Annotated in this window: 13 protein-coding genes; 2 read left to right on the top strand and 11 right to left on the bottom strand. The window is 67.3% G+C overall.

Features of this window, described 5'->3' with window-relative positions; all coding sequences use genetic code 11:
- Nucleotides 1-62: 62 nt before the first annotated feature.
- From hflD to ACZLIF_RS10245, 4 genes are read right to left on the bottom strand one after another with little or no spacing between them, the layout of a single operon-like run.
- Nucleotides 63-677 carry a high frequency lysogenization protein HflD gene (gene hflD, locus ACZLIF_RS10230; protein ID WP_053517934.1) on the bottom strand — a complete coding sequence of 205 codons (615 nt, stop codon included), beginning with the start codon at nt 675-677 and terminating at the stop codon, nt 63-65.
- Nucleotides 674-1816 (bottom strand): tRNA 2-thiouridine(34) synthase MnmA, encoded by a 1143-nt coding sequence (gene mnmA / locus ACZLIF_RS10235; protein ID WP_053517935.1) that lies wholly within the window; start codon nt 1814-1816, stop codon nt 674-676. The genes hflD and mnmA overlap by 4 nt, the downstream gene beginning before the upstream one ends.
- Nucleotides 1813-2274: an NUDIX hydrolase gene (locus ACZLIF_RS10240; RefSeq protein WP_053517938.1), complete on the bottom strand. Its 462-nt coding sequence runs from the start codon at nt 2272-2274 to the stop codon at nt 1813-1815. The genes mnmA and ACZLIF_RS10240 overlap by 4 nt, the downstream gene beginning before the upstream one ends.
- Nucleotide 2275: 1 nt before the next feature.
- Nucleotides 2276-2746 carry a hypothetical protein gene (locus ACZLIF_RS10245; RefSeq protein ID WP_111186999.1) on the bottom strand — a complete coding sequence of 157 codons (471 nt, stop codon included), beginning with the start codon at nt 2744-2746 and terminating at the stop codon, nt 2276-2278.
- Nucleotides 2747-2854: 108 nt separating this feature from the next.
- Between ACZLIF_RS10245 and clpS the strand changes: the two genes are divergently transcribed.
- The gene (gene clpS / locus ACZLIF_RS10250; protein ID WP_053517940.1) at nt 2855-3181 is read left to right on the top strand and encodes an ATP-dependent Clp protease adapter ClpS; all 327 of its coding nucleotides are present in this window, start codon (nt 2855-2857) and stop codon (nt 3179-3181) included.
- A 98-nt stretch (nt 3182-3279) separates the two neighbouring features.
- On the opposite strand, the gene ACZLIF_RS10255 is transcribed toward clpS, so the two are convergent.
- Nucleotides 3280-4092 (bottom strand): APH(6) family putative aminoglycoside O-phosphotransferase, encoded by an 813-nt coding sequence (locus ACZLIF_RS10255; protein WP_128988567.1) that lies wholly within the window; start codon nt 4090-4092, stop codon nt 3280-3282.
- Nucleotides 4093-4225: 133 nt separating this feature from the next.
- On the opposite strand from ACZLIF_RS10255, the gene clpA reads away from it, so the two are divergent.
- Nucleotides 4226-6505: an ATP-dependent Clp protease ATP-binding subunit ClpA gene (gene clpA, locus ACZLIF_RS10260; RefSeq protein WP_065182194.1), complete on the top strand. Its 2280-nt coding sequence runs from the start codon at nt 4226-4228 to the stop codon at nt 6503-6505.
- Nucleotides 6506-6586: 81 nt separating this feature from the next.
- On the opposite strand, the gene ACZLIF_RS10265 is transcribed toward clpA, so the two are convergent.
- From ACZLIF_RS10265 to trxB, 6 genes are all read right to left on the bottom strand, one after another.
- Entirely contained in the window at nt 6587-7456 is an 870-nt protein-coding gene (locus ACZLIF_RS10265) for a hypothetical protein (protein WP_128988569.1), read from the bottom strand.
- Between the two features lie 276 nt (nt 7457-7732).
- Nucleotides 7733-8110, bottom strand: a complete 378-nt coding sequence (locus ACZLIF_RS10270) for a hypothetical protein (RefSeq protein WP_128988571.1) — start codon at nt 8108-8110, stop codon at nt 7733-7735.
- A gap of 201 nt (nt 8111-8311) precedes the next feature.
- Nucleotides 8312-8530: a translation initiation factor IF-1 gene (gene infA / locus ACZLIF_RS10275; RefSeq protein WP_005409596.1), complete on the bottom strand. Its 219-nt coding sequence runs from the start codon at nt 8528-8530 to the stop codon at nt 8312-8314.
- A gap of 86 nt (nt 8531-8616) precedes the next feature.
- Nucleotides 8617-9357, bottom strand: coding sequence for a leucyl/phenylalanyl-tRNA--protein transferase (aat, locus tag ACZLIF_RS10280; protein ID WP_053517945.1), 741 nt, complete (start codon nt 9355-9357; stop codon nt 8617-8619).
- Nucleotides 9358-9400: 43 nt separating this feature from the next.
- Nucleotides 9401-10525, bottom strand: a complete 1125-nt coding sequence (locus ACZLIF_RS10285) for a GNAT family N-acetyltransferase (protein ID WP_478462611.1) — start codon at nt 10523-10525, stop codon at nt 9401-9403.
- A gap of 83 nt (nt 10526-10608) precedes the next feature.
- On the bottom strand, nt 10609-11580 hold the full coding sequence (gene trxB, locus ACZLIF_RS10290; RefSeq protein WP_053517948.1) for a thioredoxin-disulfide reductase: 972 nt from the start codon (nt 11578-11580) through the stop codon (nt 10609-10611).
- Between the last annotated feature and the right edge of the window lie 67 nt (nt 11581-11647).

Genomic DNA, 11647 nt, shown 5'->3' on the forward strand with positions numbered 1-11647 from the left:
CCCGGCGGATGCATAGGGTCAGGCCCCCGGTAGCGCCGGGCCATGCCCGGCGGATGCAACGATCAGGCCAGCAGGCGGTCCACGGCCTCGACCATCGCCTTGCGGCCAAACAGGAAGTCCCAGTAGCTGCCGCCCACCTGCCGCCACAGCACCGCAGCGCGGACGGCGGCCAGCAGCAGGGCACGGATCTCGGAGACCACACCGGCCTGGCCCAGGTAATGCGGGTTGCCCTGCACCATCACCCGCGGCTTGAGATGGCTGATGGTGTCCGCATAGACGCCGCCGAGGCTGGCCAGCACATCCGGGTGACCGCTGTCGCCCAGTTCGGCGGCCTTGCGCTGCGCCTGCTCGATGCCCGCGGCAACCTTGTTGACGGTTGCGCCGTCCTGCACGAAGCGGCGCTCCAGCTGCAGCACCGACAATGCCAGCTTGGGCAGGATCGGATCCTGGCCCTGGTTGCGGAAGTAGTTGTGCAGCAGGCGCAGGCCCGACTTCAGCGCGTGGCGGTCGCCGAACACCTCCTGCGGAGAGGAGGCGTCGACGCGGAACACGCTGTCCACCGCGGTACGTACAGCGGCGGCGTCGGAATGGCCGGTATCGGCGATGCGGCGCACCTGCTGCAGGGCCTGGGCAATGCCGGCCAGGGCCAGGACGCGGTCGTCGACAGTGAAACTCATGCAGCGATTACCTCAAAAGGAGAAGGGGTGGTGCGCAGGCGCTGTTCCAGCGGCGCATCGGTGGCGGCGATCACCGCACCGCCCAGGCAGATCTCGCCGTCATACAGCACCAGCGACTGGCCGGGCGTGACGGCCCGCTGCGGGCGGGCAAAGGTGACCAGCACGCTGCCATCGTCCAGCACATCGACCGTACACGGCTCGTCGGGCTGGCGGTAGCGGGTCTGGGCAGTGCATTCGAAACGCCGGGCCGGTGGTGCGCCGGCGATCCAGTGCGCGGTTTCCGAACGCAGGCGTTCGGAGAGCATCCACGGGCTGTCGCGGTCCTGATCGACATACAGCACGTTGCTGGCCACGTCCTTGCCGACCACGTACCACGGCGCGGCCGGGCGGCCACGCACGCCGCCGATGTTCAGGCCCTCGCGCTGGCCGAGCGTGAAATAGAACACGCCCGGATGCTCGGCAATCACGCTGCCGTCGGCCGGGTCGAGGATCTGTCCCGGCCGGGCCGGCAGGTAGCGGCCCAGGAACTCGCGGAAGTCGCGCTCGCCGATGAAGCAGATGCCGGTGGAGTCCTTCTTGGCATGGGTCGGCAGGCTGACGTCACGGGCGATCCGGCGCAGGTCGCTCTTTTCCAGGTCGCCGATCGGGAACAGGGTGGCGGCCAGCTGCTCCTGCCCCAGCTGGTGCAGGAAATAGCTCTGGTCCTTGGAGCGGTCGGCGCCGCGCAGCAGCAGCCACTGGTGGCCGCGCTGGGTCACCCGCGCGTAATGGCCGGTGGCGATGCGCTCGGCGCCCAGTTCACGCGCCGCGTCCAGGAAGTGCTTGAACTTCACCTCGCGGTTGCACAGCACGTCCGGATTGGGGGTGCGGCCGGCGGCGTACTCGGCCAGGAAATGCTCGAACACGCCTTGCCAGTACTCGCTGGAGAAGTCGCGGAAATGGAAGGGAATGCCCAGCAGGCCGCAGACCGCCACCGCATCGCGGCGATCATCCTCGGCGCGGCAGTCGCCGCTGCCGTCGTCGGCCCAGTTCTGCATGAACAGGCCGGCCACGGCCTCGCCCTGCTGCACCAGCCGCCAAGCGGCGACCGACGAATCGACGCCACCGGAAACGCCCACCATCACGCGCGGGGTGCTCATGCGACCTCCCGGACCAGCGAAAGCGGGTGGCGCTGGCCACCCAGATAGTCCGCCACGACCTGCCATACCAGCGGGCTGCGCTGGCGCTGCCCGGCGGCCTGCAGCTCGGCCGGGGTCATCCACAGCGCGCGGTCGATGCCGGTGTCGAGCGGCTGCGCCGGATCATGCGAGACCGGGCGCGCCGCGTAGCAGAAGCGAAGGAACGTCGTACCGTCGCCCGCCGTCCACTGGTAACAGCCGATGAAGTCGGTCAGCTGAACCGTCCAGCCGGTCTCCTCGCGGGTCTCGCGCAGCGCCGCCTCGGCCAGGCTCTCGCCGGGTTCGAGGTGCCCGGCAGGCTGGTTGAGCACGGCGCGGCCATCGATGGTCTCCTCGACCAGCAGCACGCGGCCACCGTCGACCACGACGGTGGCGACGGTGGCGTGCGGTGCCCAGCGCGGGTCCGGCGTGGCATTCACCTCAGAGATCGTCCTTCTTGGTCAGTTCCAGTTCCATCGCGTCGGCGGTGCGGATCGCGGCATCGATGGCGTCGCTGAGCTGGTCGGCGGTGGCATCGGCGTCGATCTTCACCACGAACATCGCGGTCGCCTCCTGTTTCACCCAGCCGCCCATCTTGGCGTCCTGCGAGTCCTCCAGCAGGCGGTTGGCGACCGCGACCGGGAACTGCTTGGTCTTGGACGTGTAGCCTGGCGACCAGATCTCACGGATGTTGTGGCTGCCGAAGTCTTCCACCGCCGAGCGCACGTACACCATCTGGGTGCGGTCGCCCTCGACGTCGAACACCAGGCGGTAGTCGCCATCCTCGTCGACCTCGTAGTTGTAGCCCAGCTTGTCCAGCTGGCGACCGACGGCAGCGTCGGCATCGGCTGCGCTCGCCGGACCGGCACAGGCCAGGGCGATCAACAGGGCAGGCAGAAGGGTCCTTTTCATGAAAATCCTGTGAAACCGGGGTGGGAAGGACAATTGTGACGGCGGCCGTCCGTGCCGTCCATTCCGGGAGGGCCGACGCGGGCGCGCGGCAACCTCTATAATGACCGGATGCCCCGCGAGTCTTCCCCCGATTCCCACCACGAGCACGGCATCGCCGTGGAGCCCGCGCGCCCGGAAGTGGCGCCGCCGCCGTTCTACCAGGTCATGCTGCTCAACGACGACTACACCCCGATGGATTTCGTGGTGGACGTGCTGCAGCAGTTCTTCAACATGGACCTGGACAAGGCGACGCAGGTGATGCTGCATGTCCATACCCGCGGTCGCGGCGTCTGTGGCGTGTTCACCCGCGAAGTGGCCGAGACCAAGGTCGGCCAGGTCAACGAGTATTCACGGATGAACCAGCATCCGCTGCTGTGCACGATGGAAAAGGCCTGACGGGCCTCCTGTAGAGCCGAGCCCATGCTCGGCTGCTGTTCGTGCAGGCATCCTGATCGCTGTCAGCGCAGCCGAGCCCATGCTCGGCTACAGCGGGATCACCCCTCCGCCAGCGCCTCCAGTGCCATCGCCGCGACCGTCTCGTCGATATCGGCCGGGTCGCCATCATTGCGGAACCATACGGCCGACAGCCCTGCGCTGGCAGCGATCCAGCGCAGCAGGCGCGTGCGATCCAGGTCCGCCAGGGCGCTGACCTCGGTCACCCGGGCCGCAAAGCGCTCCGGCCGGGTGGCCACGTGGATGCCGGGACCGCACAGGTCGGGGTTGCTGAACAGCGTGGTGTAGTCGAACGCGCGATCACCGATCAGCCGTTTCGGGTCGATCGCCAGCCAGCCGCGCGCGCCGAAGTCGAGCACGTTGTCGTGGTGCAGGTCACCGTGCAGCGGCCGGACCTCCTGTTCGGCCTCCAGCAGCGCAACCGCCAGTGATCTGCACTGTTCCAGCAGTGGCGGCAGCGAGCCCCTTGGCTGCAGCAGGTCGGCGAACCATGTAGGCAGGCAGACCAGCTCCGCTGGCGGTGCGCTCCGTGGCCGGTGCAGCCGCTGCAGGACCTGGCACAGGATCGTGGTACAGGTGCTGTCATCGCCGCCGATCGAGCGCTCCCGCAGCGATTGGCCGTCGGCGCGCTCGATCAGGATGGCCGGCCCCTCGTGCGCCAGCAGGCGCGCGGCACCGTCGCCGCCCCACCAGCGCAGCAGGCGATGGCTGTTCTGTTCTTCGGTTTCACTGCTGATCTTCAGCATTGCCGGCAGGTCGTCGGCGGTCAGTACCGGCCAGAGCCGGGCGTGCGGGGTACGGATGGCGGGACCATCACGTCGCAATCGCCAGCGGCTCAGGTAGGGTTCGCTCATGGGGGCTGTCCGGGAGTGAATGAAGATCAAGCAATCCGCACTGCTAACGCCATCTGAACGCAGCAATCCGCTAGGGTGATGGAAATCGCGTAGTCAGGCCGCATATTGTCCCCATCTGCCGCCGGAGTAATCCATGTTCAGCAAAGACCTCGAACACACCATCGGCCAGTGCTACAAGCGCGCCCGTGAGGCCCGGCATGAGTTCATGACGGTCGAACACCTGCTGCTGGCACTGCTCGACAACCCGTCCGCCCAGGCCGTACTGAAGGCCTGTGGTGCCGATGCCGACCGCCTGCGCCAGGAGCTGGAGCAGGCCATCGAGGCCTCCGTGTCCCGCCTGGCGGAAGACGATGGCCGCGACACCCAGCCGACGCTGGGCTTCCAGCGCGTGCTGCAGCGGGCCGTGTACCACGTGCAGTCCTCGGGCAAGAAGGAGGTCACCGGCGCCAATGTGCTGGTCGCCATCTTCGGCGAGAAGGACTCCCATGCCGTCTACTACCTCAACCAGCAGGACGTGACCCGCCTGGACGTGGTCAATTACCTGTCCCATGGCATCGCCAAGCTGGGCGAGGAGGGCGAACAGCCTTCCTCCGAAGGCGAGAGCCGGGCCGAGGGCGGGGAGGGCGAGCCGAAGGGGGATGCCCTGACCGAGTTCGCCAGCAACCTCAACGAGCAGGCCCGGGCCGGACGCATCGACCCGCTGGTCGGGCGTGCCGACGAGATCGAGCGGACCATCCAGGTCCTGTGCCGCCGTCGCAAGAACAACCCGCTCTACGTGGGCGAGGCCGGCGTCGGCAAGACCGCGATCGCCGAAGGCCTGGCCCGGCGCATCGTCGAGGGCTCGGTGCCGGAGGTGCTGGCCGATGCCGTCATCTATTCGCTCGACCTGGGCGCACTGGTGGCTGGCACCAAGTACCGTGGCGACTTCGAGAAGCGCCTGAAGAGCGTGCTGACGGCCCTGAAGAAGGTGCCCAACGCCGTGCTGTTCATCGACGAGATCCACACCATCATCGGTGCCGGTTCGGCGTCGGGCGGCACCATGGATGCGTCCAACCTGATCAAGCCGGCGCTGGCGTCGGGCGAGCTGCGCTGCATCGGCTCGACCACGTTCCAGGAGTACCGCGGCATCTTCGAGAAGGATCGCGCCCTGGCGCGCCGCTTCCAGAAGATCGACATCGTCGAGCCGACCGTGGGTGAGACCTACGAGATCCTGCAGGGCCTGAAAGGCAAGTACGAAGCCCACCACGGCGTGACGTACTCCGACGAGGCGCTGCAGGCCGCGGTGGACCTGTCGGTCAAGCATATCGGTGACCGCCTGCTGCCGGACAAGGCCATCGACGTGATCGACGAGGCAGGTGCGCGCCAGCGGCTGTTGCCGGAGGACCAGCGCAAGGAACTGATCGACGTGGAGGAAGTGGAGGCCATCATTGCCAAGATGGCGCGCATCCCGACCAAGCAGGTCAGCGCCACCGACAAGGATGTGCTGCAGCACCTGGAGCGCAACCTGAAGATGGTGATCTTCGGCCAGGACCCGGCCATCGAGACCCTGTCGTCGGCGATCAAGCTGGCGCGCTCGGGCCTGGGCAATCCGGAGAAGCCGATCGGCAACTTCCTGTTTGCCGGCCCGACCGGTGTCGGCAAGACCGAGGTGACCAAGCAGCTGGCCCTGCAGCTGGGCATCGAGCTGGTCCGCTTCGACATGTCCGAGTACATGGAGCCGCATTCGATCAGCCGCCTGATCGGTGCGCCCCCGGGATACGTCGGCTTCGACCAGGGCGGCCTGCTGACCGAGAAGATCGTCAAGACGCCGCATTGCGTGCTGCTACTGGACGAAATCGAGAAGGCGCACCCGGACATCTTCAACATCCTGCTGCAGGTCATGGACCGTGGCGTGCTGACCGACACCAACGGACGTGAAGCGAACTTCAAGAACGTGGTGCTGGTGATGACCACCAATGCCGGCGCGGCCCAGGCCTCGCGGCGTTCGATCGGCTTCACCAAGCAGGACCACGCCACCGACGCGATGGAGACCATCCGCCGCAGCTTCACGCCGGAATTCCGCAACCGCCTCGATGCGGTAGTGCAGTTCCAGGCGCTGGGCTTCGAGCACATCCTGCGTGTGGTGGACAAGTTCCTGATCGAGCTGGAGATGCTGCTGCAGGAGAAGCATGTCAGCCTGTCGGCCACGCCGACCGCGCGCGACTGGCTGGCCCACCATGGCTTCGACCCGCTGATGGGCGCCCGTCCGATGGCGCGCGTGATCCAGGACAAGATCAAGCGTCCGCTGGCCGACGAGCTGTTGTTCGGCAAGCTGGTCAACGGCGGCAAGGTCAGCATCGATGTCCGCGACGACGAACTGGTGGTCGAGACCCAGGCCGAACCGGAGCGGCTGCTGCCGGCCACGGTGGAGTGAGCTGACGCCACGGGCTGTGGCGTGAAGGACTGGAAAGGGCAAGGGCGGCTTCGGCCGCCCTTGTCGATTGCGGGGGTGTGTTCAGGGTGCAGGTGGGATCTGCCACGCCCCTGTGGCGCGCAGTTCGCACAGAGCGTCGGATGGAACGACCTCGACCTTCCAGTCGAGGCGATCGGCCGATGCTGCCTGCAAGACGAAGGAGGCCAGGCGGGCGCGCGAGCAGTCTGTCCATAGCCAGTTGACAATGAGCCGGGTACGCCCGGCCGCGTCCAGCTGGAACAGTTGAGCGTTGGCGGCAGGATTTCCTGTGTCCGGAGCCTGTCCGGCAGGAGGATTGGCCAGGTCGATCGTCCAGGCCAGGATGGTGCCATCGGCCGCATTCCGTGCGTGGCTGGCCAGCATGGCGTCGAGGATGGGCGCGACGGATGAGGTGGTCGCGTCTGCCGTCGCGTCGTCCAGGCGACGCCGACAGCGTTCCGGCGTGGCTTCCAGTACCACATATCGACCATGGAAATGGGCGAGCCAATCGTCTGCTGCGTGCAGGTGGTCTGCCGCCGGCAACGACAGTGTCCAGCGCCGCCGCCCGTCCGTACCGGTCACGAAGCTGGCGCCGCGCTCGCTCCAGCGTCGCTCCAGGGTCTCCGGTGCAACTGTGGTGGAGACCACCAGCAAGGTGTCGCAGCGGTCGCGCCGCTCAAGCAGGGTCATGCTGTTGATCGGTCCGGCGAAGGCTGCGTCCTTGCCGCTTGTCCAGCTTCGCAGCGGGTTGGTGTCCGGGTTCTGCTCGGAGAACGACCGGTAGTGCAGCTCGTCCAGGCTGTCGACCGGTGCGATTGCGGCGGTCGCCGCGAGCATTGCCGGCAGCTCCGCAAGTGTGCCTGCAGGTGGTGTGGGGGCGGCGGCCAGGGAGGCGGCCAGGCCCAGGATGAGGAGGGCAGGCGGCGTGGGCATGTTGATCACACATCAATGCCGCATGGAGCGGCGGGCGTGCCATGCTGCGGGCGGGGCACGGGGCGGGCCATGCAATGAGTTGCAAACGTGCGCCACCGATGTCAGTCAGAATTTCCAGCGCCCACGACAAAGGGCCAGCAGCAAGGCTGGCCCTGTCTGAGTCAGGAGAAGCATGTCAGCCTGCCGGCCACGGTGGAGTGAGCTGACGCCACGGGCTGTGGCGTGAAGGACTGGAAAGGGCAAGGGCGGCTTCGGCCGCCCTTGTGCTGTCGGGTGTCAGCGGCTGCGACGGCGCGCTTCGCGCGTGAACCGCTCGGCATCGATCGGCTCGATGCGCGCCACCTCGCAGGAGCCGCGACCGGTGTCCAGCTTGCTTCGGCCCTCGCTGCACAGCGTGTCAGCCTCCTTGCCGTCGGTCGTGAAGCCGAGGCGGGTGGCCCGCACGGCGGAAGGGCAGCTGTTGCGGAAATGCACGACATAGTGCGCTTCGCCGGAGCGGAGCAGGATGTTCCTGTCGGCGCCGGCGCGAACGATCTGCTGTTCGCCGGACAGCGGCACGCACTGTGCCGCCGGGGTATCGGCCGCATGGGCGGACGGGGCCACCAGGGCGATGGCGGACAAGGCCAAGGGGCCGAGCAGGGAAGCGAGGTTCATGGCGGGGCAGGGGTGGCGATCCGGAGTGGATCGGATCCCAGAATGCTGCCGCTGTCGCAACTGCGAATCTGCCGCAAGCAGGGCTGACTGACGTCATGGTGAGATCGGTCACGATGACCTCCGGCAGGGCCGGAGAGCGGGCATGACAAAAGGCCAGCAACCCAGGCTGGCCTTGTCGAAGTGGCGCGACGCGCCGACCGCTTACTTCATGCGGTAGGTGATGCGACCCTTGGTCAGGTCGTACGGGGTCATTTCAACCTTGACCCGGTCACCGGTGAGGATGCGGATGTAGTTCTTGCGCATGCGGCCGGAGATGTGGGCGATGATCTCGTGCCCATTTTCCAGACGAACGCGGAAAGTGGTGTTCGGCAGCGTCTCGCTGACGGTGCCCTCGAACTCGATGGAATCGTCTTTCGACATGTAGTCCTGTGCGGTTCAGAAAACGGCCACGCTGGGCCTAAGGCGCAGTATTTTACGCGGGACGCGGCCGGCTTGCAAAGTTTATGTTAACCCCCCGCCAGGACGCGGGCCGGCAAGCGGCCCATGTGCCGGGTCCACGGGCCTTCACGCCCCGGGCAGCGCACGGCCTGCCGCACGTGGTCCAGAAACGCGGCGCGTGGCAGGTGCACCGCACCCATCCGCAGCAGATGCGGATTCTCCACCTGTGCATCGATCAGTTCCCAGCCCCAGCCATGCAGGGTGGCCGCCAGCGCGGCCAGCGCGATCTTGGAGCCGCCGCTGGCGCCGCTGAACATGCTTTCGCCGAAGAACACCGTACCGATGGCCACGCCATAGATGCCACCGACCAGGGTCTGCCGGTCCCAGACCTCGACGGAATGGGCGAACCCGAGGTCGTGCAGCCGGCTGTAGGCCTCGACCATTGCCGGGCTGATCCAGGTGCCGTCCTGTCCGGGGCGCGGCGCGGCAGCACAGGCGCGCATCACCTGGCTGAAGGCGGTGTCGGCAGTCACCTCCCAGTGGCTGCCGCGCAGCTGGCGGCGGAAGCGGCTGGACAGGTGTACGCCGGAGGTGCGGAACACCATGCGTGGGTCCGGTGACCACCACAGGATCGGCTCGCCGTCGCTGAACCACGGGAAGATGCCGCCGGCATAGGCATTCAACAGGCGTGCAGGATGCAGGTCGCCGCCTACGGCCAGCAGGCCGTCGGGACTGCGCAGCGCGGTTTCAGCGGGCGGGAAGGGGGCGTCCGGCGCATCGTCCAGGCGCCAGGGCAATTGACGGGTCATGCCGGGAGTGTAGCGATGCCGGCGCATCCATTCTGCGGCGGCGCTAGTCCTGCGTGCGGAACGGGCTGTGTTGCTGCAACGTCTGCTCATAGCGCCGCACGTCCCTGCGCTCCTGCCGGCACCAGTCCTGCAGAGCTTCTGCGAAATCCGCATCGGCCACCCAGTGCCGGCTGCGCACCCGCGTCGGCAGGAAGCCGCGCGCCAGCTTGTGTTCGCCCTGTGCGCCGGGCTCGAAGCGGGTCAGGCCTTCGCGCAGGCAGTACTCGATGCCCTGGTAGTAGCAGGCCTCGAAGTGCAGGCCAGGCAGGGTAGCGCCACCCCAGTAGCGGCCATACAGCGTGTCGCCCCCACGCAGGCACAGGGCGCCGGCAATCGGTTCGCCGTCCTGTTCGGCCAGGAACATCACCAGGCCGCGCCCGAGGCTGCTGGCCAGGTGGCGCAGGAAGGGCTCGGTGAGCGCCGGTGCATTGCCGTACTCGACGAAGGTCTGCAGGTAGAAACGGTACATCGCCTGCAGGTCGGCACGGCTGGCCTCATCGCCGTGCACGACGCGGAAGCCGATGCCCTGGCGGGTGACCCTGGCGCGCTCCTGGCGGATGTTCTTGCGGTGCTTGTGGTCCATGGCGCCAAGGAACTGATCGAACGTCGTCCAGTCGCCCGGGTTCTGCCACTGGAACTGGATGTCCTCGCGCAGCAGCCAGTCATCGCCGAACAGCACTTCATCCGCTGCGGTGTGGAAGTTGATATGCGCCGAGGACACGTCCAGCGCGGGCAGCGCCCCGCGCAGGGCCGACAGCACGCCCGCGCGGGCTGGATCGTCCCGGGCCAGCAGCCGCGGCCCGGTCACCGGCGAGTACGGCACGGCGCCGAGCCATTTCGGGTAGTAGTCGCTGCCATGCCGGGCATAGGCATTGGCCCAGGCGTGGTCGAACACGAATTCGCCGTGGGAGTTGGTCTTCAGGTAGCCGGGAATCGCCGCGACCAGGACGTCGCCCTCCCACAGGGTGAAATGCCGTGCCTGCCAGCCCCAGTCCCCGCGCAGGCAACCGTGGGCTTCGAGTCCGGCCAGGAAGGCGTGGCTGACGAAGGGATTGCGCCCATCATGCAGCGCGTCCCAGTCGGTGGCGGTAACGGACTGCAGCGAGTCGAGGAAACGGGGGGAGGGCATGGGCCAAGGATAGGTCAGAAGAAAACAGAAAGGCCGGCGCTTCCGCGCCGGCCCCCAGGGTCAGTCATGGCGTGAAGCAATCCTCAGCCGGCCTTGCCCTGTGCATCCAGGTAGCGCTCGGCATCCAGTGCGGCCATGCAGCCGAAGCCGGCGGAGGTGATGGCCTGCCGATAGTGCTGGTCGGCCACGTCACCCGCGGCGAACACGCCTTCCACCGAAGTCTGGGTGGCGTTGCCGCCCAGGCCCGAGCGGATTTCCAGGTAGCCGTTGTTCATCGCCAGCTGGCCATCGAACAGGGTGGTGTTCGGGTGATGACCGATGGCCACGAAGAAGCCGTGCGCGTCGATGTCGCGGGTGCTGCCGTCCAGGGTGGACTTCACGCGCACACCGGTCACGCCGGCATCGTTGCCCAGCACTTCCTCGACCTGGTGGTGCCAGACGGTTTCGATCTTGCCGGCCGCGACCTTGGCGAACAGCTTGTCCTGCATGATCTTTTCCGCCTTGAGGGTGTCGCGGCGGTGGACCAGGTAGACCTTGCGGGCGATGTTGGACAGGTACAGGGCCTCTTCCACCGCAGTGTTGCCACCGCCGACCACGACCACGTCCTGGTCACGGTAGAAGAACCCGTCGCAGGTGGCGCAGGCGGACACGCCGCGGCCCTTGAAGGCCTCTTCGGTCGGGATGCCCAGGTACTTGGCGGTGGCGCCGGTGGCGATGATCAGGGCGTCACAGGTGTATTCGTGACTGTCGCCGATCAGCCGGAACGGACGCTGGGACAGGTCGGCGGTGTGGATGTGGTCGAAGATGACCTCGGTCTCGAAGCGCTCGGCGTGAGCCTGCATGCGCGCCATCAGGTCCGGGCCCATCAGGCCATGGGCGTCACCCGGCCAGTTGTCGACCTCGGTCGTGGTCATCAGCTGACCGCCCTGCTGCAGGCCGGTGATGACGACCGGCTTCAGGTTGGCGCGGGCGGCGTAGACCGCAGCGGTCCAGCCGGCCGGGCCGGAACCGAGGATGACAAGCCGTTGGTGGCGGGAGGGCAGGCTGGTGCTCATGTAAACTCGCGAAAAGGTAAGTGGGACAAGGCGCTGGCGATGTTTGCGCAGCATCCATGGCAGGTCA

It is taken from the genome of Stenotrophomonas sp. 2201_Sma (assembly GCF_056486685.1).

Excerpts from the sequence above, each read along its gene's own strand:
- ACZLIF_RS10285 (WP_478462611.1), bottom strand. The coding sequence starts at position 10,525 with ATGCCCTCCCCCCGTTTCCTCGACTCGCTGCAGTCCGTTACCGCCACC.
- ACZLIF_RS10265 (WP_128988569.1), bottom strand. The coding sequence starts at position 7,456 with ATGCCCACGCCGCCTGCCCTCCTCATCCTGGGCCTGGCCGCCTCCCTG.
- infA (WP_005409596.1), bottom strand. The coding sequence starts at position 8,530 with ATGTCGAAAGACGATTCCATCGAGTTCGAGGGCACCGTCAGCGAGACG.
- ACZLIF_RS10270 (WP_128988571.1), bottom strand. The coding sequence starts at position 8,110 with ATGAACCTCGCTTCCCTGCTCGGCCCCTTGGCCTTGTCCGCCATCGCC.
- trxB (WP_053517948.1), bottom strand. The coding sequence starts at position 11,580 with ATGAGCACCAGCCTGCCCTCCCGCCACCAACGGCTTGTCATCCTCGGT.
- aat (WP_053517945.1), bottom strand. The coding sequence starts at position 9,357 with ATGACCCGTCAATTGCCCTGGCGCCTGGACGATGCGCCGGACGCCCCC.
- mnmA (WP_053517935.1), bottom strand. The coding sequence starts at position 1,816 with ATGAGCACCCCGCGCGTGATGGTGGGCGTTTCCGGTGGCGTCGATTCG.
- clpA (WP_065182194.1), top strand. The coding sequence starts at position 4,226 with ATGTTCAGCAAAGACCTCGAACACACCATCGGCCAGTGCTACAAGCGC.
- clpS (WP_053517940.1), top strand. The coding sequence starts at position 2,855 with ATGCCCCGCGAGTCTTCCCCCGATTCCCACCACGAGCACGGCATCGCC.
- hflD (WP_053517934.1), bottom strand. The coding sequence starts at position 677 with ATGAGTTTCACTGTCGACGACCGCGTCCTGGCCCTGGCCGGCATTGCC.
- ACZLIF_RS10245 (WP_111186999.1), bottom strand. The coding sequence starts at position 2,746 with ATGAAAAGGACCCTTCTGCCTGCCCTGTTGATCGCCCTGGCCTGTGCC.
- ACZLIF_RS10255 (WP_128988567.1), bottom strand. The coding sequence starts at position 4,092 with ATGAGCGAACCCTACCTGAGCCGCTGGCGATTGCGACGTGATGGTCCC.